General features: G+C 58.8%; 19 protein-coding genes. 8 read left to right on the plus strand and 11 right to left on the minus strand.

Features of this window, described 5'->3' with window-relative positions; all coding sequences use genetic code 11:
* Position 1: 1 nt before the first annotated feature.
* The 3 genes from ACYVI2_RS10575 to ACYVI2_RS10585 all read right to left on the minus strand — a co-directional run bounded on the left by ACYVI2_RS10575 (position 2) and on the right by ACYVI2_RS10585 (position 2,897).
* Complete coding sequence (locus tag ACYVI2_RS10575; protein WP_415821319.1) at positions 2–985, minus strand: Bug family tripartite tricarboxylate transporter substrate binding protein; 984 nt, start codon at positions 983–985, stop codon at positions 2–4.
* Positions 986–1,099: 114 nt separating this feature from the next.
* Positions 1,100–1,798 (minus strand): RraA family protein, encoded by a 699-nt coding sequence (locus ACYVI2_RS10580; RefSeq protein ID WP_415821320.1) that lies wholly within the window; start codon positions 1,796–1,798, stop codon positions 1,100–1,102.
* Positions 1,799–1,838: 40 nt separating this feature from the next.
* Positions 1,839–2,897 carry a hydroxyacid dehydrogenase gene (locus ACYVI2_RS10585; RefSeq protein WP_415821321.1) on the minus strand — a complete coding sequence of 353 codons (1,059 nt, stop codon included), beginning with the start codon at positions 2,895–2,897 and terminating at the stop codon, positions 1,839–1,841.
* Between the two features lie 135 nt (positions 2,898–3,032).
* Here ACYVI2_RS10585 and ACYVI2_RS10590 point away from each other — a divergent pair, with 135 nt between their 5' ends.
* Positions 3,033–3,941 carry a LysR family transcriptional regulator gene (locus ACYVI2_RS10590; protein WP_415821322.1) on the plus strand — a complete coding sequence of 303 codons (909 nt, stop codon included), beginning with the start codon at positions 3,033–3,035 and terminating at the stop codon, positions 3,939–3,941.
* Here ACYVI2_RS10590 and ACYVI2_RS10595 read toward each other — a convergent pair.
* From ACYVI2_RS10595 to ACYVI2_RS10605, 3 genes are read right to left on the minus strand one after another with little or no spacing between them, the layout of a single operon-like run.
* Positions 3,923–6,994, minus strand: a complete 3,072-nt coding sequence (locus ACYVI2_RS10595; RefSeq protein ID WP_460490303.1) for an efflux RND transporter permease subunit — start codon at positions 6,992–6,994, stop codon at positions 3,923–3,925. The two genes, ACYVI2_RS10590 and ACYVI2_RS10595, sit on opposite strands and share 19 nt — an antisense overlap.
* Positions 6,994–10,092 (minus strand): multidrug efflux RND transporter permease subunit, encoded by a 3,099-nt coding sequence (locus tag ACYVI2_RS10600; protein WP_415821323.1) that lies wholly within the window; start codon positions 10,090–10,092, stop codon positions 6,994–6,996. The genes ACYVI2_RS10595 and ACYVI2_RS10600 overlap by 1 nt, the downstream gene beginning before the upstream one ends.
* A 9-nt stretch (positions 10,093–10,101) precedes the next feature.
* Positions 10,102–11,271, minus strand: a complete 1,170-nt coding sequence (locus ACYVI2_RS10605) for an efflux RND transporter periplasmic adaptor subunit (protein ID WP_415821324.1) — start codon at positions 11,269–11,271, stop codon at positions 10,102–10,104.
* Positions 11,272–11,530: 259 nt separating this feature from the next.
* Between ACYVI2_RS10605 and ACYVI2_RS10610 the strand changes: the two genes are divergently transcribed.
* Positions 11,531–12,523: a TRAP transporter substrate-binding protein gene (locus ACYVI2_RS10610; protein WP_415821325.1), complete on the plus strand. Its 993-nt coding sequence runs from the start codon at positions 11,531–11,533 to the stop codon at positions 12,521–12,523.
* Positions 12,524–12,538: 15 nt separating this feature from the next.
* Here the strand turns inward: ACYVI2_RS10610 and ACYVI2_RS10615 are convergent, their stop codons facing one another.
* The gene (locus tag ACYVI2_RS10615; RefSeq protein ID WP_415821326.1) at positions 12,539–13,693 is read right to left on the minus strand and encodes a helix-turn-helix transcriptional regulator; all 1,155 of its coding nucleotides are present in this window, start codon (positions 13,691–13,693) and stop codon (positions 12,539–12,541) included.
* Positions 13,694–13,932: 239 nt separating this feature from the next.
* Between ACYVI2_RS10615 and ACYVI2_RS10620 the strand changes: the two genes are divergently transcribed.
* A complete protein-coding gene (locus ACYVI2_RS10620; protein ID WP_415821328.1) occupies positions 13,933–14,913 on the plus strand; it encodes a class I SAM-dependent methyltransferase in 981 nt (326 codons plus the stop codon).
* A gap of 5 nt (positions 14,914–14,918) precedes the next feature.
* On the opposite strand, the gene ACYVI2_RS10625 is transcribed toward ACYVI2_RS10620, so the two are convergent.
* On the minus strand, positions 14,919–16,418 hold the full coding sequence (locus ACYVI2_RS10625) for an amino acid permease (protein WP_415821330.1): 1,500 nt from the start codon (positions 16,416–16,418) through the stop codon (positions 14,919–14,921).
* 217 nt (positions 16,419–16,635) lie between these two features.
* On the opposite strand from ACYVI2_RS10625, the gene ACYVI2_RS10630 reads away from it, so the two are divergent.
* From ACYVI2_RS10630 to ACYVI2_RS10640, 3 genes are all read left to right on the plus strand, one after another.
* Positions 16,636–17,730: an isocitrate/isopropylmalate dehydrogenase family protein gene (locus ACYVI2_RS10630; protein WP_415821331.1), complete on the plus strand. Its 1,095-nt coding sequence runs from the start codon at positions 16,636–16,638 to the stop codon at positions 17,728–17,730.
* 241 nt (positions 17,731–17,971) lie between these two features.
* Positions 17,972–18,271 carry an AzlD family protein gene (locus tag ACYVI2_RS10635; protein ID WP_415821332.1) on the plus strand — a complete coding sequence of 100 codons (300 nt, stop codon included), beginning with the start codon at positions 17,972–17,974 and terminating at the stop codon, positions 18,269–18,271.
* Between the two features lie 34 nt (positions 18,272–18,305).
* Positions 18,306–19,070, plus strand: coding sequence for an AzlC family ABC transporter permease (locus tag ACYVI2_RS10640; RefSeq protein ID WP_415821333.1), 765 nt, complete (start codon positions 18,306–18,308; stop codon positions 19,068–19,070).
* Between the two features lie 136 nt (positions 19,071–19,206).
* Here ACYVI2_RS10640 and ssb read toward each other — a convergent pair whose 3' ends face one another.
* Positions 19,207–19,716 (minus strand): single-stranded DNA-binding protein, encoded by a 510-nt coding sequence (ssb, locus tag ACYVI2_RS10645; protein ID WP_094836942.1) that lies wholly within the window; start codon positions 19,714–19,716, stop codon positions 19,207–19,209.
* Positions 19,717–20,185: 469 nt separating this feature from the next.
* On the opposite strand from ssb, the gene ACYVI2_RS10650 reads away from it, so the two are divergent.
* Both ACYVI2_RS10650 and ACYVI2_RS10655 read left to right on the plus strand, forming a co-directional pair.
* Positions 20,186–20,557, plus strand: coding sequence for a type II toxin-antitoxin system RelE/ParE family toxin (locus tag ACYVI2_RS10650; RefSeq protein WP_415821334.1), 372 nt, complete (start codon positions 20,186–20,188; stop codon positions 20,555–20,557).
* A complete protein-coding gene (locus ACYVI2_RS10655) occupies positions 20,550–20,861 on the plus strand; it encodes a helix-turn-helix domain-containing protein (protein ID WP_415821335.1) in 312 nt (103 codons plus the stop codon). Before ACYVI2_RS10650 ends, ACYVI2_RS10655 begins: the two co-directional genes overlap by 8 nt.
* A gap of 7 nt (positions 20,862–20,868) precedes the next feature.
* Here ACYVI2_RS10655 and ACYVI2_RS10660 read toward each other — a convergent pair whose 3' ends face one another.
* Complete coding sequence (locus ACYVI2_RS10660; protein ID WP_415821336.1) at positions 20,869–22,023, minus strand: sterol desaturase family protein; 1,155 nt, start codon at positions 22,021–22,023, stop codon at positions 20,869–20,871.
* A gap of 300 nt (positions 22,024–22,323) precedes the next feature.
* On the minus strand, positions 22,324–24,528 hold the full coding sequence (locus tag ACYVI2_RS10665) for a phosphocholine-specific phospholipase C (protein WP_415821338.1): 2,205 nt from the start codon (positions 24,526–24,528) through the stop codon (positions 22,324–22,326).
* Positions 24,529–25,188 lie beyond the last annotated feature (660 nt).

A 25,188-nucleotide genomic window follows, 5' to 3' on the forward strand; every position in this document is an offset into this window, starting at 1 on the left:
GCTAGCTAATTTTTATGTTGGCCTCGCGAATCAACTTGCCCCATTTATCGTGCTCATTACGAATGAGCGTAGCAAATGCCTCGGGCGTTCCAGCGTTCGGCTCGTTGCCGTCGGCTTCCAGACGCTTCTGCACTTCTTTGCTCGACATGATTTCGACAACGGCAGCGTTGACTTGCTTGACGATATCATCCGGTAATTCGTCCGGCCCGACTAGTCCCAACCATGTCGTCGCCTCAAAATCTTTATAGCCCTGCTCTGCTACCGTCGGCAGATCCGGCAAGGCCACCAGGCGCTTGGCAGATGTTGTCGCCAACCCTCGAACGGCGCCCGCCTCCAGCTGCGACATGACCGATGCCGCACTGCCAAAATAGGTATCGACCTGGCCGCCCATCAAATCATTCATTCCCGGTCCCGCGCCCTTGTAAGGCACTTGCATCACGTCGATGCCTGCTTCGCGCGTCAGCATTTCCCCCGCCAGATGGCCTACCGTACCCATGCCGGCTTGCGCCATGGTGTACTTGCCCGGCTCTTTTTTGGCTGCCGCAATAAAGTCTGCCAGAGTCTTGAAGGGTGACTCCTTACGCACCACCAGGATCACTGGTTGTGCGCACACCTGGACAATCGGTTCCAGGTCCTTCAGAGGATCGAACAGCATCTTGGGATACAAGGCCGGATTGATAGCCATGTTCGACGTCTGCGCCATCGCCAAGGTATAGCCGTCGGGCTTCGACTTGGCAGTTTGGTCCAATCCGATATTGCCCGCTGCGCCTGGACGATTGTCTACGATCAGTTGCCACTTTTTCGATAGCGTGAGTTTCTCTGCCACCAAACGGGACACCGTATCCGTGCCGCCTCCCGGCGGGAAAGGCACGATCAGCCTGATTACAGTCGTGGGCCAATTATTGGACTGGGCCTGAGCTGCCCAAGGCATCGTGGCTCCTGCTGCGCCGGCTGCCGCAAGCTGCAGAAAATCGCGTCGATTCATCAAAGTCTCCGTATCATTTTCTTTTAAAAGCAAACCCGTGCGCACCCTCGAATACTGGCGCGATACGCTCGCCTAAGCTCGGCTCATCACGGATCTGTCGTCACAAGCCAGCCATCAAACCGGCAGGCCTTTCGCACGCAGCACTGCATCAAACCGCTCGGGATCCGCCGAGCCCGTACGATTGCTTTCCCGGATGCGCGCTTCTTTTTCCAGGTGGGCGCGCGTGCGTGCCAGTATGTCTTCGGCTTGATCTTTCGGGACAGCGATCACGCCATCAGCATCGCCCACAATCAGGTCGCCTGGCAATACTGCCAACCCCGCGCAGCTGATGGGCACGTTGATCTCGCCTGGACCATCCTTGCTCGGGCCACGATGCGTATGGCCTTTCGCAAAAATCGGCATGCCGTCCTCGGCCCACTCGGTCAGATCACGTACCGCGCCATCAATCACCAAGCCCGCAACGCCCTTGGCCACGCAAGTCGTACGCATCAGCCCGCCGACCAAAGCTTGCGTCACATCGCCGCCGCCGTCAATCACCAGTACGTCACCCGGCTGCACCATCATCAGTGCCTTGTGAATCATCAAGTTGTCGCCCGGCCGTACGCGCACGGTAAACGCCGGGCCGCACATCGTCGTGTCCAGACGTGCATGATATTGACGCAAACCCACCGTCCCGACGTTACGGCTCATCGCGTCGCCGATCGCAGCTGCAGGCAGGCCCTGAAAACCGCTGACAACCTCAGCCGAAGGACCCGCGTCGCGCGGGTTGATGCGATAGCCGGCAGGCCAGGAAATCTTGGTGTTCGTGCTCATGAAATATCCTAGTAAAAAAGAAGTACAACGTCGTGGCGCACTACGCCGATACAGCTGGCGTGGCCTTGAGCACCTGCGCATTCACGCAGGCCGAGGCATCCGCTGGCTGGCCCGCCAACCAGCCCAGCACATTGCGCGCAGCGCCAGTGGCCATCGCGGCCAGAGCGGCGGGCGTGGACCCGCCGACATGCGGAGTCAGCACCACATTTGGCAACGTTGCCAGCGGACTGCCGGCAGGCAATGGCTCGACCGCCATTGTGTCCAGCCCAGCCGCATATAACTGGCCGTCCTGCAGCGCCTGAATCAGCGCTTCCTCGTCGACCACTTCACCCCGCGCGGTGTTGATCAACACCGATTGTTTCGGCAAGCGCGCCAAACGCGCAGCATTGAAAAAATTGCGCGTACGTGCATTCAAGGGAACATGCAGACTGACCACATTGCAATGCGGCAGCATATCGTCCATATCGCTCCACAAGGTCACACCCGGCAACGGCGACGGCTGCCCCTGCAACGCGGGATCGTAGGCGTACACACGCATACCGATCGCCAGACATGCGGCAGCCACGCGCTGGCCCACCTGGCCAAAACCCACCAATCCCAACGTGCGTCCGTGTAGCTCCAGGCCGTCCTGTGCCCGGGACCAGCGCCCCTCTCGCAACTCACCATCCATCCAGTGAATGCGGCGCGCGGCGGCAAACATCAAGCCCAAGGTCATTTCCGCCACGGATTGCGCGTTCGCTCCTGGCGTCACATACACGGGAATGCCCCGCTCGGTGCAGGCCGCCACGTCGATGTTGCTGACCCCGACGCCATGTTTGGAAACCACCTTCAACGTTGGGCATGAGGCAATCGCCTCGGCATCCAGCGCCACGGTCCGCGAAATCACGGCATCCACCGGCTCCGTCGCCATGATGTGGCGTACGGCTTGCACGTCATCCGCCACCGGCAGATAAATGACACGGGCGCCAGCTGCTTGCAGGACGTCGACGCCGGCCTGAGCCAGCTTGGGCGCCGTTACAAAAATGGTGATGGGCCTGCCCGTGGGGGCAATAGGGCGTTGCGCCGAGGTCACGAAACCGTCTCCTTGAGTTTTCGGCATTTTGGGCTGCCCAATTGATTCCGTCTACTTTAAAATTTTCATCAATTGAATCTATTTAGCTATCAATTTCCGGCCATACTCCCGAGGCCCCGCTGACTTGATTTGAAGGTTTGACCTCTTTTACAGGTAATCACCATGGACCTGCGCGACCTGAAATATTTCGTGGCTATCGCTCATGCCGGCAACACCCGGCGGGCTGCGGACATCGTGCACCGCTCACAACCCGCCCTCACCAAGGCCATCGACCGACTGGAGGCCTCGTTAGGCGCCAAGCTCTTTGAACGCGAAGGGCGCGGCCAACGGCTCAGCGTCGCAGGCGCCGCGCTGCTGGCGCGTGCCACACCGCTGCTGGGCACAGCCGATGCCGTCCGTAACGAAGTCGCAGCGCTCGGTCGCGGCACAGCAGGTCTGGTGCGCTTAGGCAGCGGCCCTCTAGGCGCCGAATATCTGCTACCGACGATCTCACAACTGCTTCTGAAAGAAGCCCCCGATGTTCAGTTGCAATTGCTGATCCGCATGAATTACGAATCGCGCGTTGAACTACGCGACGGCAACCTGGACGTGGTGCTGGGATTCGTGCCCGATCGAGAACCCGAGTTCGTCTGTGACACCCTGCTCAAAGATGTCGTGGTCGCGGCAGCCGGCGTGCAGCACCCCATTTTTCGCAGCAGAAAACGCCTGACACTGGAATCACTGACCCGTTACCGCTGGGCGCTGCCCAATGTATCTGTCGCCAGCCGGATCTGGCTCGACCAGGCATTCGAATCCCAAGGCCTCGCCCGCCCCTACGCGCAGATCGAAACCAACTCGATTCCCCTGATTCCCCGCGTCATCGCACACACGCATCTGCTGAGCTTCGTATCACGCCGCACTATCAGCGCCAGCCAAGGACAGCTACGCGAGATCCCCTTGCCGGCCACCACGCTGGTTCGTAATTTTGGCTTGACCTATCTCAAAGACGTCAGCCTGTCGCCTGCAGCCGAAAAACTCATCAACCTGCTGCACACCCATGGGCAGAGCCTGTTTCATGGCGACGAAGTCTGAACCGCACGCGGGCGGCGACGCAAACGGTCCAGCAACAGGTAGACCACCGGTGTCGTATACAAGGTCAAAAACTGGCTCACCACCAGCCCCCCGACAATCGCCACCCCTAACGGCTGGCGCAACTCCGCCCCCTCGCCCAGACCCAGCACCAGCGGCAATGCCCCCAGCAGGCCCGCCAGATTCGTCATCACAATCGGCCTTAACCGCAACATGGCAGCGCGGTGAATCGCCTCGGCCGACGACAGCCGCTCGCGCCGTTCCAAGGCCAGCGCAAAATCGATCATCAGAATGGCGTTTTTCATCACCACCCCGATCAACAAGAACAATCCCAGCAATGCAATCAACGTAAATTCCATTCCCGCCAACCGCAGCGCCAGCAACGCACCGATCCCTGCCGAGGGCAAGGTCGACAAAATCGTCAAGGGATGCAGCGGACTTTCATACAACACCCCCAGCACCAGATAGATGGTCACCAGCACCCCCAATACCAACCAGGGCTGATCTCGCAGGATCTGCCGAAAATCTTCGGCGCTGCTGCCCAAGCGCGTCTGAATCTCGGACGGCAGCATCAGGTTGGCCATCGCCTCGTCAATCGCCGCCAATCCCTGATCCAACGACACCCCTTCAGCCAAGGAAAACCCGATGCCCGTCGCAGCAAAGAGGCCATCGTGAAATATCCGGTCGTTCACGAAGTCATACTCATACGTTGCAAACGCACTCAAGGGCACGCGACGACCATCGTCTGTGATCACCTGGACTTCTTCCAGGACGCCTGGATCCTCGGTATAGCGAGGATCCAACTCCAACACCACGCGATATTGATTCAAAGGATCGTACAGCGTCGCCACCTGACGTTGACTGAACGAATTACCCAGCACCGACGCCACGGTACTCACATCAACGCCCAATCGTCGCGCCGCGGTACGATCGATCAGCACGGTCACTTGTTGCGTGGCCTCGTCACCCACCGCATCCACATCACGCAACTCAGGCACATCCTGCAGCGCCTGGGCAATTTTCCGCGACCACTGCCGCAGCAGCGGCACGTCGCTGGTGAGAACCTTCAACTCGTGATCGCCAGACGTGCCGAATCCGCCCGGCATGCGCAAATCCTGGTCAACCGCCATGAAGAACATGCCGCCAGGCACAGACGGGGAATTTTTCCGCAGTCGATTGATCACCGCGTCCGCCGACTCACCACGCTCTGACAACGGCTTGAGCCGAATCAAAAAGAATGAATTACTGATCCCCAGGCTGCCGCCGTTATAGCCAATCACATCCTGCACGGCAGGGTCTGCCACGACCAAACGGCGATAGGCATCGATCTTGGGCTGCATGATCTGGAATGAGAAACCATCATCGCCGCGCACGAAGCCGATGACCTGCCCGGTATCCTGCGTAGGCAAAAAGCCCTTGGGTGCCTGCACATACAAATATACGTTCAACCCAATCACCACGCCCAGCAACGCCAGCGTCAACCACGCGTGCCGCAGCACGCCGGTCAGGGTGTTCCCATAGCCCCGCTGCAAGCGGGCAAAGACGCGATTCAACCAGGTCGCAGACGGCGGTTCGCTGGCCTTTACGGCGGGTAACCATCGTGCGCACAAACTGGGAATGATGGTCAACGAAATCACCAGCGAGATCACCATGGCGGCTACCAGGGTGATAGAAAACTCCCTGAACAAACGTTCGACCAATCCCCCCATGAACAGCATGGAAACAAACACCACGGCCAACGCCATTGTCATCGCCACCAATGTGAAGCCAACCTCGCTCACCCCACGAACCGCAGCACGCAATGGCGACAAGCCTCGTTCAAGATGACGCGAGATGTTCTCCAGCACCACAATGGCATCGTCGACAACCAATCCCGCCGCCACGATCAACGCCATCAGCGATAGATTATTCAGTGAAAATCCAAAGGCATACATCACCGCAAACGTGGCAATCAATGACACCGGAATCGCCACACTCGGAATGGCCGCAGCCCGCGCATTGCCCAAAAACAGCCACACGACCAAGATGACCAGAATGGCCGCGATCCCCAGCGTGATGTGTGCTTCGCGCAATGTCGCATGGATGCCTGGTGAACGGTCCAGCACGACCGTCAGATTCACATCGGCAGGCAGCAATGCCCGCAACCCAGGCAAGGCCTGGTGAATCTCCTGGATGGTTTCGATAATGTTCGAACCCGACTGCCGGTTGATCATCATCACAACCGCAGGGTCCTCATTATGAAAACCCGTGCTATAGCGGTCCTCTACCGAATCACTGACGCGCGCCACATGGCCTAATTTCGTCAGCGCGCCATCTTGCTGCCGCACCGTCAGCTGCTCATATTCGCGCGCCGTGCGAGGCTGAGCCTGGGTGCCGACTTCCCATCGGCCCGATGCCGATTCCAGATATCCCAAGGGTGCCATCGGCGCGGCCTGGACGATGGTCTCGCGCACATCGTCCAGCGCTACACCGTAGTGCGCCAGTGCGTGTGGATTCATCTGCACCCGCACCGCAGGCAACGAGCTGCCTCCTAACGAGACTTCTGCCACCCCCTCGATCTGCGAGATCTTCTGCGCCAATACCGTCGAGGCCAGATCGTACAACGCACCTGGCGGCCGTGTTGCCGAGCTCAACGCAATCGCCATGATGGGCGCCTGCGACGGATTCACCTTGTAGTACGACGGGTCCTCCGGCATACCGGCCGGCAACTCGCCGCGCGCCATATTGATGGCAGCCTGAACGTCTCGGGCGGCTTCGTTGATATCCCTGTCCAGTTCAAAGCTCAGCTGTACCTCCGTCGCCCCTTGATTACTCGACGAGGTCATTTCAGTCACGCCGGCAATGCTGCCCAGCGCCCGCTCCAATGGCGCTGCGACTGTGCTCGCCATGCTTTCCGGGCTGGCGCCGGGCAACGATGCACGCACCTCGATCATCGGAAAATCCACTTGCGGCAACGGCGCAACCGGCAACAGGTGCCAAGCCACCGCACCGATCAGCATCAGCGCTACGGCAAGAAACAAACACGCGATCGGCCGTTGGACAAAAGCGCGCAACATCAGGAGGCATCCGAGCCAGACACCGGCTGCGTTGTGGGCACAGAACCTCGTGCGCCCAGCCGATGAAAGAACAGATATACCGCCGGCGTCGTGAACAGCGTCAACACCTGACTGACCAACAGCCCGCCCACCATGACCCACCCCAACGGCTGACGCAGCTCCGCGCCCGAACCACTGGCCAGCATCAACGGAATCGCGCCAAACAACGCCGCCAACGTCGTCATCAAGATCGGCCGCAATCGCAGCAAGGCCGCCTCACGAATCGCAGCCCGAGGATCCAGGCCTCGCACTCGTTCGGCCTCCAGCGCAAAGTCGACCATCATGATGCCGTTTTTCTTCACTAGCCCGATCAACAGAATGATGCCGATCACCGCAATCAGGTCCAGCGGCCGCCCCGTCAGCAACAGCGCCAGCAACGCTCCCACCGTCGCCGAGGGTAGCGTGGACAGGATCGTAATGGGGTGGATCGCGCTTTCATACAACATCCCCAGCACCAGATACATCGCGATGACCGACGCCAGCATCAGCCACAACGTATTGGCCAACGACGCCTGAAAGGCTGCCGCCGCGCCCTGCAAGCGCAACTCCACACTCACCGGCATACCGATCGCGGCGCGTGCACCTTGTATTACCTGTGTCGCTTCACTCAGCGAGCTGCCCGGCGGCACATTGAACGACACGTTGACCGCCGGAAACTGGCCCACGTGGTTAATCGCCAACGGAACCGCCCGCTCGCTGAGCGTGGCCAACGCAGCCAACGGCACCGCAGCGCCATCGGCCGAATGCACATAAATACGATCCAGCGCAGCAGGGTCCGACGCATGCTGTGGATCGACCTCCAGCACAACGCGATATTGATTGGACTGCGTAAACAGCGTAGCGACCTGACGTTGCCCAAAAGCGCTATAGAGCGTCTGCACGATATCGTCCATGCTGACACCCAATCGCGCAGCAATATCTCGCGACACCGATAAATAAGCCTGCCGGCCGCCGCTATGCAAATCCGCGGCCACATCCGCCAACGCGGGCTGATGCCCGAGATACTGCGCGAGCTCATTGGCCCAATACTGCAGCAGTTTTGCATCGGGCGAAGTCAGTGTGAACTGATACTGACTACGGCTGACCCGGTCCTCGACATTGAACTCCTGCACCGGCTGCAGGAACAATTCGATTCCATCCACCTTGCTGGCACGATCGGCCAAACGCGCCATGATGGCATCTACCGACCCGTCACGGTCCGAGCGAGGCGTCAAATTGATCAGCAGCCGACCGCTATTGAGCGTGGTGTTGACACCATCGATACCGATGAATGACGACAGACTCTGCACGGCGGGATCGTCCAACAGCGCTCGCACCACAGCTTGCTGACGTTGCGCCACCGTATCGAACGAGGCATCCTCGGCGGTCTGCGTCACCCCTTGCAGGACACCACTGTCCTGCACCGGGAAAAATCCCTTGGGTACCGACCAATACAACAGCCCTGTCAACAAGACGGTTCCCAACATGATGATCAACGTCGTACGTTGGTGCCGCAGCGTCACGTCCAACAAAGCCGCGTACCGATCGACAATGCGATCCATCAAGCCGCGGCGTCCGGCCGCCAACGTATCGTGCGACTCGAGATCCGGCAACAGGCGTGCACACATCATGGGCGTCAACGTCAGCGACACCACCAGCGAAATCAATATCGCCACCGCCAACGTCACCGCGAACTCGCGGAACAACCGCCCCACCACATCCTCCATGAACAGCAGGGGAATCAGCACTGCGATCAACGATACCGTCAGCGACACCAGGGTAAAACCAATCTGGCCTGCCCCCTTCAGTGCCGCCTGCATCCGGCTATGTCCCTGTTCGCGATAACGGGCGATGTTCTCGAGCATGACGATGGCATCGTCCACCACAAAGCCGGCCCCGATCGTCAAGGCCATCAGGGTCAGGTTATTGGTCGAAAAGCCTGCCATGTACATGACACCGAACGTGCCGATCAACGACAAAGGCACCGCCAGGCTCGGAATCAGCGTCGCCGGCAGATTGCGCAAAAACAGGAACGTCACCAACACGACCAGCGCTACCGCGAACACCAGTTCCCACTGCACCCCGCGCACCGATGCCCGGATACTCTCCGTACGATCTGTCAGCACAGCGATATCCACCGATGCCGGCATGCTGGCCGTCAACTGCGGCAACAAGGCCTTGACCCGATCCGCCACGGCGATCACATTGGCGCCGGGTTGACGTTGAATGTTCACGAGCACCGCAGGACGCTCATCCACCCAGGCTGCCAGAAAACGATCTTCCGCCCCATCCTGCACGCTCGCCACTTGCCCCAGCCGCACGGGCGCATCACCGCGCCAGGCCACAATCAAATCGCGATACTCCTGTACGCTGCGCAGCTGGTCATTCACGTCCATGATCACCGAGCGCACCGGGCCATCAAAGCTGCCCTTGGGCAGATTCGAATTCGTCGCGCGGATGGCATCACGCACATCCGCCAACTGCAATCCATAGGCCGTCAAGGCCATAGGGTTGATTTGCACGCGTACGGCAGGACGCTGCCCGCCCGCCAGACTGACCATCCCTACGCCAGACAATTGCGCCAGCCGTTGCGTCATCCGGGTATCGACCAGATCATAGACTTGCGGCAGAGGCAAGGTATCGGAGGTCACCGCCAATGTCAGGATAGGTACATCGGCCGGATTGACCTTGCGATAAATAGGCGGGGCAGGTAAATCATCCGGCAGCAATGCACTGCTGGCGCTGATTGCCGCCTGTACCTCTTGCTCTGCCACACCCAAGGGAATGTCCAGCGAAAACTGCAGCGTGATCACCGACACGCCGCTGCCACTGGACGAAGACATCTGATTCAATCCCGGGATCTGCCCAAAACGGCGTTCCAGCGGCGCCGTAATGGCTCTGGCGGTCACGCTGGGACTCGCGCCGGGATACTGCGTACTGATCTGAATGACCGGGTAATCCACCTGCGGCAATGCTGCCACCGGCAGCAGGCGCCAAGCCAGAATGCCTGACAACAGCAAGGCAATCATCAAAAATGTCGTGGCGACGGGCCGCAAAATAAAAGGACGGGATAGGCTCATCGGCGTTCCTTAACTCTGCTGCTCGACAACCAGCACATCGCGGCCGTCTTCCAGTCGATCAATGCCCTCCAGCACGACCCGCTCGGCTGGCTGTAACCCAGCTTGCACTGACACGCGCCCCGCGCTGGCCGCGCCTACGGTCAGCAAACGCCGCGCCGCACGCTTATCGTCGCCCACCACATAAACATAGGCCCCGTCCTCGCCCTGCTGTACCGCAGCAGACGGAATCGTCAATACCTCGGCGGTTCGCGTCAACGCCAGCCGGACATTCACGAACTGATTCGGGAATAACACCTCTGTCTGATTGTCAAAATGGGCGCGCAGTTGCAACGTACCGCTGCGACTGTCGATACGATTATCCAGCACCTGTAACGTGCCCTGAGCCAGTACCCGCTGATTGTCGGCATCCCAGGCCTGCACCTGCAGTCCAGCGCCATCGGCCGCAGCCAACGCCTCTCGCAGGGCGGACAGCCGCGTCTCGGGGATCGTAAACAGCACCGATGTCGGCGCTGTCTGCACCAGTGTCGCCAACGACTGCGTACTATCCGCGCGAATGTAGTTACCCGCGTCAATGCCGCGCAGTCCGATACGCCCGGTCACCGGCGCGACAATGCGCGTATGCGACAGCTGCAGGCGCGCCTCATCGACCTGCGCCTGGGCATGGCTGAGCTGTGCGGCATAGTGCTGTTCCTGCGCGCGCGCCGTATCCAGTCGCTGCTCGGCAATCGAATCCTGTTTTGCCAATTGCTGATAGCGGCGCAAATCCGCGGCGGCATTTTCCCATTGCGCACGAATGTTCTGCACCCGCCCCTCGGCCGAGGCCAGCCGCACGCGATAGGAGCGCTCATCGATTTCAGCCAACAACTGCCCGCGTGCAACCTGTTGCCCTTCCTGGAAATGCACCTGGGTAAGTTCGCCATCGACCTGACTGCGAATGGCGATCCGCAAGAGCGGCGTCACCGTCCCCACCGCGTGCAGATCCCTATGCAGCACGCCCATCTCTGCTGCCGCCAGACTGACCGGAACAGGCTCGCGTACGTAACTGGCGAACGCGTCGTCCGGCGGCGCGCCAGGCGGTCGGAGAAACCACGCCGCGGTACCTGCCACGATCAAAAATAATGCCAACAGCAGCGCCAAACGCCGACGACGCGGTGTGGCCAAGAAAAAAAACGGGAACATCGGAAGCCGTAGAAAGGCGTTGCGGACAGCGGTGATTTTATATGAATGAAAATAAGTTGTATTTTCGTTGCGAACAAACCGGATGCCTGACCTGGGAGTTTCCATACCTACTCACCAGGGGCGTCCGATGCTACAAGCAAAGCTTCACATCCTATCCGCTTCGGACCAGCAAACTGGAATACGGCCAACGCGCAACCCGAATCAGACTGGTCCCACAGCCTTACGGCTGTATCCTTTTTTCCAGGCCCCGAGGCAACCGATGAAACGCAACCACTCCCACATGCTCGTGAGCGTCACCCTCAGTACAGCGGTCTTGGCCCCCTGCGCCTGGGCTCAGACCACGCTGCAATTGATCAACGAATATCCGGCAACCTCCATCACGGCCGCTGCCGACCTTCAGTTTGCGCAAACGGTCAATGAACAGTCGCAAGGCAAAATCCAGATCGAAACGCTGCAAGAAAAGCAGAATCCGTACAAGGGTGTGGGGCAGGTCGACGCCATCAGCACAGGCAAAACCCAAATGGGCACGTTATTTGGCGGCATCCTGGGCAACAAGGATTCATTGTTCCTGCTCTCGTCCCTGCCATTTGCGGCCAAGGACTTCAAGCAGGCTCATGCGCTATACACCTGCGCCGAACCCGCCCTGCAAGAACGCGTAAAGGCACTCGGCGCGCACCTGCTCTATGTGACGCCGTGGCCGCCATCAGGCATCTGGTCCGTAGCCCCCCTGACCGACGACACAGACGTCAAGGCCTTGAAAATCAGGACCTACGACGCCACCAGCAAAGCGGTATTCGAACGGCTCGGCGCACAAAGCGTGGAACTGCCCTACTCCGCCCTCGCCGAAAAACTGGCCGCTGGCGAGGTCAATGCAGTGCTCACCTCCGGCGATGGCGGCGCGGGCCGCAAGCTCTGGGATCACCTGCCCAACTTCACAGCGGTGAGCTATTCCATCCCGCTGAGCTACACCATCATCAATCAAAATACTTGGAATCAGCTCAGTCCGGATCAACAGGCGATCCTGACCCAGGCAGCAGAAAAAGTCGCCGCCGCATCCTGGGCGGGTGTCGAACAGCGCATCGAGCAAAACTACGGCCGCATGCGAGAAAACAAAATGACACTGAACACCGCCCCCTCCGGCTCCATCATGCAGACCCTGAAAAAAGCCGGCGATGAGGAAACGCAGGCGTGGCTGAAAGCCAATAAGCTGTCGGAGAAAGATGCGAGCTGCTTATCTAAAACGGGCTCTTGAACCGACCTGGAGCGTTCACGTCACGACCGGCTCGACCACGTAAATCGCCGACAACAATCGCACCAATTCCGCCTGGCGCCGCAAGCCGGTTTTTTGCAACATGGCCTGGACCTGTGTTCTCACGGTGCTGACTTTTGTGCCAGCATTATCCGCAATCTCAGCCACCGTCATGTCTTCCAGCAAATACCGGCCAATGCGGATTTCTGCGGCCGTGAAGTGATATACCTCCTGCTGCAGCCGCTCGGCCTCGGCGGCCGAGCCATACTCGCGCGCATTGCATAAAAACAGCAATTGATGTTGAGCCAGACGGCCCAAGCCATGATTCTCCGTGCAATGGACGGGCAGCCGCCGGATCAGCACGGTATTGCCATCCGTCGACACCAATCGGATAGCGCTCGCATGCTGCAGACCTGGTTGCTTAGCCGCGGCGATGAAGTCCTTCCACGCAGACTGCGACTGAACATTGACCGGCGTCAACTCGCCGTAGGCTGCCCTCAGGAGACGGCCTGCCCGCATATGCTGTTCTGCTGCCTGATTGGCAAATATCAGACGTCCCACACCATTCAAGATCCACATGGGAGACCTGAAGCAATGCAAAGCCTGCAGGCCCACCATAGCGGCCTCCCGCAGATCAGCAAACCGTCGCCGCAACACCAGCGTGCGCCGCAAACTGGGTAGTTGTTGCGCCAGACTCAGTAAATGCGCAGGATCAAAAGCCTGCTGCCCTTGATCCTGCAGCAATGACAACGCCCAATGCCGGCCGTCGCTTTGTGGCGACGCTTCACAGATTTTCAGGGCTCCCCATCCAATGATCCCGTGCTCTTTTGCACAATCCTGGTAGAACAGGCCCCGGGACCAACGGCTGGGCTCCTCGGCCTGCATCTCCATCATCCATTGCCCTGCCGACACCATAGGCCAACGGCGCTTGATCGGATCAAACTGATGGTAGTAGCCCTCGTAATCCTCGAGAAAGCGATTCAACGGCGAGCCGCGGCCGGTGTAGGTCTCGACTTCGGGCGTCGACGTCAAGCGCTCTGTCACCGACACCAGCAACATGCGTCGGCCTCCCATCGCTTGGCTGAGTTGGGCCAGGGCAGGCTCAAACAACGTCTCATCCAGTACCGCGTCCGCAAAAAGACACATGGCCGCGGATAAATTTGCTTCAAACATTCTTTGAACCTCCCCGGGCAAGAATGGTTGAATCCTCTATAAGGCTCGATCACGCGAGCAGTGATCCCCAGCCATATGTTAATCATTGAAACAGGATAATTTAAAAAATGATAGCCCTGTTACTTATATCTTCAGAGCCTGCTCCGCATCCTCAATTTCGATGATGCCGCCCCGGGGCGCCTCTTGGAAAATGGCGCCGGACGGAATATCCCGCCGCGTCGTTAAGCCCGGTAATCATCATGCATACGCAAACCGCACTAAAAAATAGCGTTGACGTACATACCCTTCTGACCGACAAACTCGATCACATCACGCATGCCGCGCGCCGAGGCGACGCCATTGCGAGAATCATTCCGGAACTCATCGAGCACGCCCGCTATGTACTCGGCCACATCGCCGACCAGGCCGAACTGGCGGCGCTGCAGGACACCGCGCGATCGCACCCCGTTTCCGAATATCTGTATCAATGCCCTTTCACAGCGCATTCCGCCCGGCAGCCGCGCGGCTATCCCGGTGACGCAGAACTGATCGATTACCTTTATTGCCACACCGCACGCACGCCCGACATCGACCGCTCGACCGCCATCGGACGCCGCATCCTGCTGACCAACCTGGACCGCCCCGCCCCCATCGCGGTTCGAGCTCGGCGCCACATCATTGCCGATCTCATCTCGCATATTGCAGCGCAAACCCCGAGCGCCCGCATCCTGTCTGTGGCGTGTGGCCATGCGCGCGAACTGGAACTCGTCGATCATGCGTTGCTGGAGCGCATTGCAGCATTCGTCGCCTTTGATCAGGACGCCAAAAGCCTGGAAATTGCCACGAGCTATCACACCAAACCCGGCATTCCGCGTGTCGCGCCGCAATGCGGCACGATCATGGACCTTTTGAAAGACGTTCACCTGCAGGACTTCGAACTGATTTATTCCGCCGGACTCTATGACTATCTATCCGACCGGCTGTGCCAGCGCTTGACTCACAATCTATTCGAAAGGCTGAAACCGGGTGGCGCGCTACTGGTGGCGAATTTTCTGCCAGAAACACCAGACATCGGCTACATGGAGCTGTTCATGAACTGGTCGCTGCGCTATCGCACCCAGCAGCAGATACGGGATTTCACCGCGACCATCGATGCAGACTCGATGGCGAGTGTGGAGTATTTCACCGATGCCCATCAAAACATCGGCTTTCTGAAGATCGTCAAAAACGTGGCGTGCTGAGTCCCCTAGCGGACACGGCGCACCGGAAACGTCATGTCCGCGTAACGCACAAACCGTGAGCCGCGCGCCAGGCAATAACCCGCCCAGATCAGTAAGAACAAAGGAATACCGACATACGTCGCCGCGACGCTTATCCAGTCAATATCGTCCTCGAAAAACGCCCTGTAGTTTTGTCCCAGGGTAATGACGAGACACACCACAAACGCGAAAATGGGCCCAAAAGGAAAGAACGGCGACACGTAAGGCAGATCCGTCAAACGGCCGCCTTGCGCAACGTAACCTCGGCGAAAACGATAATGGCTGATCGCGATCCCCAGCCACGCAATAAAGCCCGTCATACCCGACGTGTTCAACAGCCAGACGTACACCGCCTTGGGGCTGAAGATAAAAGACAAAAAGCACAGCGCAGCCACAGCCGCCGTCGCCAGCAACGCCAGGACCGGCACGCCGTTCGAAGCCACCCGGCTAAAGACCCTGGGCGCCTTTCCCTCGCACGCCAGGGCGTAAAGCATGCGGGTGGCCGCATACATCCCCGAATTCCCCGCCGACAGCACCGAGGTCAACACCACCGCATTCATCACCGAGGCGGCCGCCAGCAAACCCGCCCGTTCAAAAATCAACGCAAAAGGGCTGACACTGATATCTGTGACATCGTTACGCAGCAGTTGCGGATCGGTATACGGGATCAAGAGGCCAATCACCCCGATCGCCAACACATAGAAAAGCAGAATGCGCCAGAACACGCTGCGCACCGCGCGCGGCAGGTTACGCGCCGGGTCCTTTGACTCTCCGGCGGCAATGCCGATCAGTTCCGTACCCTGAAACGAAAATCCCACCACCATGGCAACGCCGATCAAGGCCGCGAACCCGCCGGCAAACGGCGCGTCTCCCACGGTCCAGTTATGCCAACCACCCGTTTCCCCACCACGGATGATGCCCAGCAGCATCAGCACGCCCATCACGATAAAGGCGATCACGGCAATCACCTTGATCAAGGCAAACCAGAACTCCGCCTCGCCAAAGCCTCGTGCCGACAAGGCGTTCAAGCCGAAAATCACGGCCAGAAACAGCGCGCTCCAGTAGATCCCCGGCACATCAGGCAGCCAGTAAGACATCACGAGCTGTGCCGCAACCAGATCCACCGCTACCGTTACCGCCCAGTTGTACCAATAGTTCCAACCCAATGCGAACCCAAAACCCGGCTCGACATAACGCGCGCCATACGTGGCAAATGATCCCGACACCGGCATGGCAGCGGCCAATTCGCCCAGGCTGGTCATCAGGAAATACACCATCAGGCCAATGAATACATAGCCCAGCAGCGCCCCGCCCGGCCCCGCCTGTGCAATCGTGCTGCCAGAGGCGACGAATAAGCCCGTGCCGATAGAGCCGCCAACGGCAATCATGGACAGATGGCGGGCAGCCAGCGTACGACGCAGCCCGGTCGGTGCGGAGTCGCCCTCGGTGCTCGTATCAACGGCGTGGTGACTTGTGGTCTCAGCCAAGATCGTGGTTCCCTTTTTTTAAGGAGATTATGCAAACAAGGGCGCCAATGTAGCTCAATACACGCAATATTGGCTTGCCGCGCCGCAAATCCGGCGCTCCACACGCCGGTAAAAGGCGCGGCAATCCGCGCGTACACTTGACGTAAGCAACCCTCCATGCAAGTGTTGCAATCAAGACACACCATACCCCCAGTCAATAATGAGGAGACAGCAGCAAATGGCCAAATATGAAATTGTGACGATCGACGGCGATGGTATCGGCCCCGAAGTCTGCCAATCCGCCATCACCGTGCTGAAAGAAGCCTGCGGGTCCGACCTTCTGTCTTTCAGCAGCCACGAAGGCGGCGCCGATCATTACGTCAAATCTGGCCATGTCCTCCCTGATGACACCTACGCCGCCTGCAAAGCGGCCGACGCCATCCTACACGGCGCCGCCGGCATGCCCGGGGTAACCTATCCCGATGGCACCGAAGTCGGCAACGATCTGCATCTGCGCCTGCGGTTTCGCCTGGATCTGTATGCCAACGTACGCCCTATCCGGCTGTACCAGGGTGTGGACTCGCCCCTGAAACACTTCCAGCCCGGCCAGATCGACTATGTGATCGTGCGCGAAAACACCGAGGGCCTTTATGCCAGCCGCGGCGGCGGCATCGTGCTGCGCGATGAACTGGCCACCGACACCATCGTCGTCACCCGCAAAGGCATCGAGCGCGTGGCGCGCTTCTCATTCGATTTGGCCCGTTCGCGTGCAGGTGCGCCGCGCGACGGCAAGCGCCGGGTCACCGTCTGCGACAAAGCCAATATCCTGCGCAGCTATGCATTTTTCCGCAGCGTATGCGACGACGTGGCACGCAGTTATAACGATGTGGAAATCGACTACGCCTACGCCGATGCCATCACCGTACACATGCTCAAGCGTCCTGACACCTTTGATGTGATCGTCGCCGAGAACATGTTCGGCGACATCATTTCGGATCTGGGCGCTGGCACCATCGGCGGCATGGGACTATCGCCTTCGGCCGAGCTGGGTGACCAACACGGCTTGTTCCAGGGCGCGCATGGCTCGGCCCCCGACATCGCCGGCCAAAACGCCGCCAGCCCATTGGCCACGATCCTGTCAGGGGCAATGATGCTGCGCTGGTTGGGAGACTCCCATCATGACGACACACTGCGCGACGCCGCCCATCGCATCGAATCTGCCGTCGAAAACGTGCTCGCGCAGGGTGAATATGTGCCGCGAGATTTAGGCGGCAAGGCCAGTTGCACGGAGATGACCCAGGCGGTTTGCCGCGCGTTGACCGTGAACGATTGATCAGGGATTTGAAGCGGCGATCGTCACAGATATCAATCCGCACCTAGCCTTGGAACTCATGGGAACCAAAGACGGTCTCCGGCGCGTCGAAGCATTCATACTCGATGCCTTCGACGTGCCGTAAAAGTGAAGGCGCAGTCGTTTAACTGCATGTTTTTTCCGATCTGCGCGCAAAACCCCATAACCGTTATCATGAGCTATTCCGTGCCTAACTCTAACGCAAGCGCACCGAGCCTTCCTCATGATCGACCCGGCGAATTTATTGGCCATTGTCCTGATGGCTTCAGTGACCTATCTCACACGCATCGGCGGCTATATCCTGCTGCGCAACCGCAGTCTCGGTCCGCGCGCCACGGCGGTGCTGGAATCCGCGCCCGGCTGTGTGCTGCTGGCGGTCATCGCTCCAGTCTTCGTTTCTGACAAGCTCTCGGATCTGATCGCGCTGGCGCTGACGGTCGTCGCTGCAACGCGGCTCGCTCTCTTGCCCACAGTCCTGATCGGTGTCGTCAGCGCCGCCTTGCTGCGCCACTTCATGTCCTGACGCTCGCTCTACGTTTCGACTTACTGGCCATCCCATGCCCACCGCCAAAAAACCAGGCGCCACCGTACTACCGTTGTCCAATCATGCCACGCCCTGGGCCCAATGCTGCGCAGGCGCCCTGGCCAGCCTGCCGGTGCTGTTCGGCATCATTCCCTTTGGCCTGGTCCTGGGCGCGCAAGCCGCGCAAAAAGGGCTGACGCCATTCGAAGTCCCCTTGCTGACCGGCCTGAATTTCGCGGGCGGCTCGGAGTTCGCCGCGCTGGGCCTGTGGGCCGCGCCACCGCCGTTATTGCTGATCATGGCGGTGACCTTTCTGGTCAATAGCCGCATGCTGGTCATGGGTGCGGCCATGACGCCCTTTTTGCGCCACCTGCCTAAGCGCAAGGTCCTGCCCTCGCTGTTCCTGATGACCGATGCCAGCTGGGCTCTATCCATGGCCGATACGCGACGGCGCGTACAACTGGGCATAGAGCCTGCCTTCAGTCTGGCCTATTACATGGGCACCTCGTCAGTGTTCTATGTGGCATGGATCGGCTGCACGACGCTGGGCGCAATACTCGGACCTCTGCTCGGCCATCCCGAGGCTTATGGCCTGGATATGGCTTTTCCGGCAGTGTTTCTGGTCATGCTCAGAGGCATGTGGCGCGGCGTGCGGCGTGCCGTGCCATGGCTAATCAGCCTGTTGGCCGCCATCGTCACCTACAAACTGGTGCCCGGCGCCTGGTATGTCGCCGCCGGTGCGATGGCGGGTATTGCCACGGCTGTGGTGTGGACGCCTAAATCGCCTCAAAAGGCCTGACACACATACGCCAGCGGGCACGTGGGCCTGGATTAACAGCGAATACCGATCCAACACGGCGTGCCGCCGAGCCAAAGAAAAACCCGCGCCTCGTGAGAAACGCGGGTCCTGTACCCCAGCGAAAGGGATTTTTGTTTTAGAACGGAATATCGTCGTCCATATCCGCCAAGTTGGCTGCTCCCCCCGCAGCGGGTGCTGCCGCCGCTGCCGCCGGGCGCTGCGCGGGCGGACGTTGGGCCGGCGCACGCTGCTGACGCGGTGCGCCTTCGTCGTAACCACCGCCGCCAAAGCCGCCTTCGCCACCGCCCTCGCGGCCGCCCAGCATTTGCATCTGGTCGGCAACGATTTCGGTGCTGTAGCGATCAGCGCCGGTGTCCTTGTCTTGCCATTTGCGGGTTTTCAGACGGCCCTCGATGTAGACCGGGCGGCCTTTCTTCAGGTATTCACCCGCGATCTCGGCCAGGCGGTTGTACATCACCACACGGTGCCACTCGGTTTCCTCGCGGCGCTCGCCGCTGGCCTTGTCCTTCCATTGCGAGGTGGTCGCAATGGAAACGTTGCAAATCGCCGCGCCATCCGGGCTGTAACGAACTTCGGGGTCGCGTCCCAGATTGCCGACGAGAATGACTTTATTGACCGATGCCATGATGACGATTTTCCTCTAATGCCCCAGGACAACTGACGTTGCCCCACGGACATGAAATTGCATGATTTTCCGAACTTGCCAGAACTAAACCGAAGTTATTGCACATTCTGACCCTGATACTGCCGGGGGATAATGTATCAAGTTGTACGAGCGCGTACCGCGCTATCCCCTACTGAGCGTTACCGTAAGCTTACCGCACGTTGTCATGATTTTAGTGGGGTCGGAGCGCGGAAACATCTCACTCTGTCAGCACAAGAAAAAAAATTGCGAATGGAACGCGTTGACATGTAGTGCGCAAATTCTCAACTCCCAGACAAAGCGGATTGGCGGTATCGATAGGAATACAGCGCCTTCGATGTTGTCCGAGAAATGGGACTCGAAGAACGCCATATTCTCGCGTGGAGCGCTTTCGTATTGTTCCGCGATGCATAAAAATATGCATTTGACGGAATAGTCTTTAAAAGGAATAATGTCTGCTAAATGGGAAGTAGAGTACACCGATGAACTCGGAGAATGGTGGTCAGATCTGACCGAGGCCGAGCAAGAGTCCATCGACTCTTCAGTGCGGTTGCTAGAAGAGAAGGGGCCAAACCTTGGGTTTCCTCACACCTCCGGGATCGAGAGATCGAAGCACGCCCACATGCGCGAGCTGCGTATTCAGCACGACGGTCGGCCATACCGGGTGCTTTATGCGTTTGACCCTCGCCGCTGCGCCATCCTCCTGTTGGGCGGTGACAAGACGGGCGATGACCGTTGGTACGACACGCATGTGCCGATAGCCGACAAACTGTACGACATGCACATCGAGACGTTGAGAAAGGAAGGGCAGATCAATGGCTAGGAAATTCAGTGAATTGCGCGCCAAGATGTCGCCAGAGGCTCAAGCCCGTGCTGCGGCACGCGCCGAAGCCATGCTCGTGGAAATGCAGCTTCAAGAGTTGCGCAAGGCCCGCAAAGTAACCCAGGTCGAAGTCGCCAAGGCCATGAGCGTGGAGCAAGCCGCCGTCTCGAAACTGGAACGCCGCGGCGACATGTACGTCAGTACGCTGCGTGAGTACGTCAAGGCGCTTGGCGGAGAGTTAAAACTAGTGGCTTCGTTTCCCGATGCAGAGATTCAGGTTCACCCGTTCGAGGCGGCACACTAACCATCGATCACTTATGGCTCAGATCCTGGGGCGGTTCGCTCTCTGACGAGAAGGGAAACTTGAGCTGCTTGAAAAAACCGTTGGGCACATAGTCGCCTAACACGCCATAGTCTTTGGGCCAGAGCTTGTCGCTTTTCACAGCCGTCCCAAACAGGTAATCGAGAAATGCATAGTGCGCAGCATAGTTCTTGTCCAGGGCCTCCTGGTCCTGGCTATGGTGCCAATGATGGAAATTGGGCGTCACAATGAGGTAGCGCAGCGGCCCCAATCTCACACTGACGTTGGCATGATTGAACACCGCCTGGAACCCGACAATGATGATATAGGCATCGATGACCTCCTTGGCAAAGCCTAGGATATAGATCGGAGCCAGCACCAGTGTGCGAGTGATCAACAGTTCCAGGATGTGCTGACGCGAACCGGCCAGCCAATCCATGCTCTTGACGCTGTGGTGCACGGCATGGATACGCCATAGCATCGGGATTTCATGATACGCACGGTGCGTCCAGTACTGCACCAGGTCAGCCACCAGGATGATCAAAAACAAAGCCACCCAGAAATTCAGCCCGGCTACCCACCCACGAATTCCATCGTTGGCCGCCCAGCCGAAAAATTTGTGCACAATCAAATTGGTGGCCAGCAGAATAAAACCAACGATCAGGTGGTTGATCACAAAATACTGAAAGTCCGTCTGCCATTCTGCGCGAAATACCGGCTGCTCTTTACGCAACGCGAACAGCTTCTCGATGAAAATGAAGATCAACGACGAGCCCAACAGATCCAGGATGAACCAGTCCAGACCGATATAAGGCACATGCGACGGCAGTTCCGACGCGATCTCGACCTTGTGTCCGCCTAGAAAGGCGGTCAACGTCACCAGGGCAAAGGCCCAGCTGGCGATCCAGCGCATCCGGCCCAACACGATCAGGCTCAGGCTGAGGCCCCCGGAAATCACCATGCACCAGAACAACAACTGCCGCATGGTCTCCACGTCATACGACTGGCGCAATTCAGGTGTCGTCAAATACTGCGGAAAATGAAAAGCCAGCACACCCAGCAGGCAGAGCACGGCGAGCATCAACGCCACCACACCCGCCACCAAGCCCTTCCCCATCTGTAACGCGCCATGGCTCCTGGAAAGCCGACTCAATCGGTCAAACATTATTATTACCTTTACCCAACTCGTGCACACGGTATGGACGAGCTGTGACTGCCGTTCGTCCGACGCTTTGGATAGGGGTTTTACCAAAATAACGATCGTGACGTGCGGCGGCGTCTGGCTTGAGCGTTGACCGGTACCAACCAGCATGCTTCCATCTCGCTAACGCACCCACTACACGTGCCTTGAAAAAGGCAGTGCAAAAGGTGGGGTTTTCATTGGAAGCGGGATCGGTATCAGCTTTGACAATATTCGTTAACTATCTTCAGAGAAGGGGCTGAGCTTTGCCCAGCCCTCCAGTCTTTAAAACCCCTCAAATCCCATCGCAGGGTCGCTGATACCATCCGCGCCAGTTTCCACGCGGCCGGCAAATCGACGGCTCCAGCCAGGCAGGGCCGTGCACGTCACGGTGAAGTCATACCAGCGCGTACTACTCGCGAGGTCCCAATGAATATCCTCAGAGGCGCCTGCCGCCACCGAGACTGTCCATGGGCCTTCGTTGAAGTACGCGTTGGCCTTGATGGTGAAACTGGCGTCGCCATTGCCATCGTTCATCGTCGTCAGATAAACATTGCCGTTGGCGATGTCATAGCACACGCGGACTTCGGGTGCGACAGCGGTCTGTGCAGCCTGTGCAGTCAAATCGCCCTTGAATGCGCGGTGAAAACCGTTGGGACCCAGGACCCACAGATCGTATTCGCCGGCATCGTCGCTGGTTGCCCACACGTCATCCAACTGCATATCGGGCTGAACCATATAGCGCCGCGGAATACGGTCCAGATGCAGGCGGTCATAGACGTGATAAACCGCAGCCTGCTTGCCCGTATTGGAGAAAATCAGTTGCAGGGTGCCAGCAGAAGAATCCGCACGTGCGCTGACGTGCAACTCATAAGGCAATGCACGTGACGGACGCTCGCCCGGCTCTTGATCCGGCAAGGACTGGGGATTGGGCAACGGCACCGCGCCCAAGGCCTCTTGCGCAGAAATCAGCGCATCGGCCGTCTCTTTGGTCGTACGGCCCGACAACGTCGGAAACTCCGCATTCGGCGTAGCGAAATTGAACGCGCTCGTCAGATCACCGAACACCGCGCGGCGATACGGACTGATGTTGGTTTCCGCGATACCAAAGCGCGCCTCCAGGAAACGCAGCACCGAGGTGTGATCGAACTGCTGCGAATTCACCCAACCACCTTTGCTCCACGGCGAAATCACGTACATCGGCACACGCGGCCCAGGCCCATAGCAATCGCCATCGGGCTGCGGCATGTTCGAGTTGTCCACTTCTGCATGCGTGTAATACTCGTACGACAGCTCATCGTCGCTCAGCGTGGTCTTGCCGGCCTTGGCTCCCGTTTCATCCATCGACGGCGCGCACGGCGGCGGCAGGTGATCAAAGAAGCCATCGTTCTCGTCAAAGTTCACGATCAGGGCGGTCTTGCTCCAGACCTCGGGATTCGCTGTCAACGCATCCAGCACTTCCTGCGTGTACCACGCGCCTTGTGCAGGGCTTGAAGGCCCGGGGTGTTCCGAATACGTCGAGGGCGCGACGATCCAGGAGACCTGACGCAGCTTGTTGTTGAGCACGTCCTCTTTGAAGGTCGTGAGGAAACCCCCGTCAGGCATGGTGTTTGCGATGCCCTTGTACAGGGGCGCAATCGCGTCGTCGGTCGAGGCATCGTAGGCGGGATTGTTATCCACATCGTGGTAGACCGGCTTGCCCGAATCCAGATTCGCCTGACGATATTGTTTAAAGCCAATCAACGGGTTATCGGTGTAGTTGCTCGGCACATTCTGATAGACCATCCACGTCACACCCGCTTTTTCCAGGCGCTCGGGATAGGTCGTCCAGTTGTAGCCCGTCGTGTTCAGGTCCGTGGTCGAATTCAATCCATCCCACACGTTATTGACCACCACTTTGCCATCAGTCGTCGTTGCGCCGTTGGTGCCGGTCATATGAAAGAGGCGATTCGTATTGGTGCCGCCATGCAATGAGCAAAAGTACGCATCACAGATCGTGAAAGCGTTGGCCAAGGCATACTGGAACGGTGCTTCTTGTTCCGTGAAATAGCCCATCGATTGCTGTTCTTTGTACGTGGGCCATTGATTCATCCGGCCACAATCCCAGGCATCGCGGGCATCCACCCACGAGTGCGGCGTACCACTGACGCGTTGCGCATTGCCTTCGGATTGATCCAGATGATAGGGCAACACCAATGCGCCATTGGCGTCTTTTTGCTGCCATACATTCAGACCGGCGCTCAACGGAATAGGAAACCGGTCACCGAATCCGCGCACACCCGACAAGGTGCCAAAATAGTTGTCGAACGAACGGTTCTCCTGCATCAGGATCACGACGTGTTCGACGTCCATGATCGTGCCCGTGGCATTGTTGGCCTCGATCGCGAGTGCGCGACGGATGCTGGGCGGAAACATGCTGAGGGCAGCAGTGGAAAAGGTTGCACCGAAGCTCGTGCGCAGAAAATTTCGCTTCGAATGATTGATCGTCATACCGGACTCTGCAACGTGTTGTCGGGGTTTCAAGGCGCGCAACGCAACTGGGCGGGCGTCGAAGTATCGGGAGGAGGCGTGCTGCCATTCGAGTCATCATCGTCGTCGCTGCCGCTGCCGCAGGCGGCAAGCACGCACGTGAACCCAACAAGCACGAGCAGCACACGAGCGCGGCGTACGTATCTGGCGAACGCCCATTCAGTCGATTCTGGTTTCATAGGAGAACGGAAAACTCTGTCTGGAGGATGATTGGAAACACAGTCGGCGCGCCCGGCCGGCGATGTCATGCGCAACGCACAAGCGCTCGCGTTTGCCAGCACAGGACAGCGAAAGATCCCGCCGCACAGCGATGACCGTGCATAAGCTCTTGCTTGCCAAGAGATCGGGAAATTCTAGAAAGGCAGGGAAACGAGACGGTTACAGCGAACCGATAAATGCTGATAGGCTCATCGAAGTATTTTTGTGATTGCTTCAGCTTCTAGACAGCTTCGCCGTACACATAGAAATGCCCCCACGCTGCGCCTGCGGCTTGCTGTCCCCCGAGGGGGCTCTTTGGGGGAACAGGATTGTTGTCTGTGGAATGCGTAGTGGGGAGTTCTTTTGGCGCAGGAGGTCGGCGTGTAAAAGCCCCGCCGGGCCTATCGCCGCGACTCGGCCCAT

It is taken from the genome of Bordetella tumbae (assembly GCF_054780995.1).

Coding starts and splice junctions, on each gene's coding strand:
- ACYVI2_RS10575 (WP_415821319.1), bottom strand. CDS start 985: ATGAATCGACGCGATTTTCTGCAGCTTGCGGCAGCCGGCGCAGCAGGA.
- ACYVI2_RS10580 (WP_415821320.1), bottom strand. CDS start 1,798: ATGAGCACGAACACCAAGATTTCCTGGCCTGCCGGCTATCGCATCAAC.
- ACYVI2_RS10585 (WP_415821321.1), bottom strand. CDS start 2,897: ATGCCGAAAACTCAAGGAGACGGTTTCGTGACCTCGGCGCAACGCCCT.
- ACYVI2_RS10590 (WP_415821322.1), top strand. CDS start 3,033: ATGGACCTGCGCGACCTGAAATATTTCGTGGCTATCGCTCATGCCGGC.
- ACYVI2_RS10595 (WP_460490303.1), bottom strand. CDS start 6,994: ATGTTGCGCGCTTTTGTCCAACGGCCGATCGCGTGTTTGTTTCTTGCC.
- ACYVI2_RS10600 (WP_415821323.1), bottom strand. CDS start 10,092: ATGAGCCTATCCCGTCCTTTTATTTTGCGGCCCGTCGCCACGACATTT.
- ACYVI2_RS10605 (WP_415821324.1), bottom strand. CDS start 11,271: ATGTTCCCGTTTTTTTTCTTGGCCACACCGCGTCGTCGGCGTTTGGCG.
- ACYVI2_RS10610 (WP_415821325.1), top strand. CDS start 11,531: ATGAAACGCAACCACTCCCACATGCTCGTGAGCGTCACCCTCAGTACA.
- ACYVI2_RS10615 (WP_415821326.1), bottom strand. CDS start 13,693: ATGTTTGAAGCAAATTTATCCGCGGCCATGTGTCTTTTTGCGGACGCG.
- ACYVI2_RS10620 (WP_415821328.1), top strand. CDS start 13,933: ATGCATACGCAAACCGCACTAAAAAATAGCGTTGACGTACATACCCTT.
- ACYVI2_RS10630 (WP_415821331.1), top strand. CDS start 16,636: ATGGCCAAATATGAAATTGTGACGATCGACGGCGATGGTATCGGCCCC.
- ACYVI2_RS10635 (WP_415821332.1), top strand. CDS start 17,972: ATGATCGACCCGGCGAATTTATTGGCCATTGTCCTGATGGCTTCAGTG.
- ACYVI2_RS10640 (WP_415821333.1), top strand. CDS start 18,306: ATGCCCACCGCCAAAAAACCAGGCGCCACCGTACTACCGTTGTCCAAT.
- ssb (WP_094836942.1), bottom strand. CDS start 19,716: ATGGCATCGGTCAATAAAGTCATTCTCGTCGGCAATCTGGGACGCGAC.
- ACYVI2_RS10650 (WP_415821334.1), top strand. CDS start 20,186: ATGTCTGCTAAATGGGAAGTAGAGTACACCGATGAACTCGGAGAATGG.
- ACYVI2_RS10655 (WP_415821335.1), top strand. CDS start 20,550: ATGGCTAGGAAATTCAGTGAATTGCGCGCCAAGATGTCGCCAGAGGCT.
- ACYVI2_RS10660 (WP_415821336.1), bottom strand. CDS start 22,023: ATGTTTGACCGATTGAGTCGGCTTTCCAGGAGCCATGGCGCGTTACAG.
- ACYVI2_RS10665 (WP_415821338.1), bottom strand. CDS start 24,528: ATGACGATCAATCATTCGAAGCGAAATTTTCTGCGCACGAGCTTCGGT.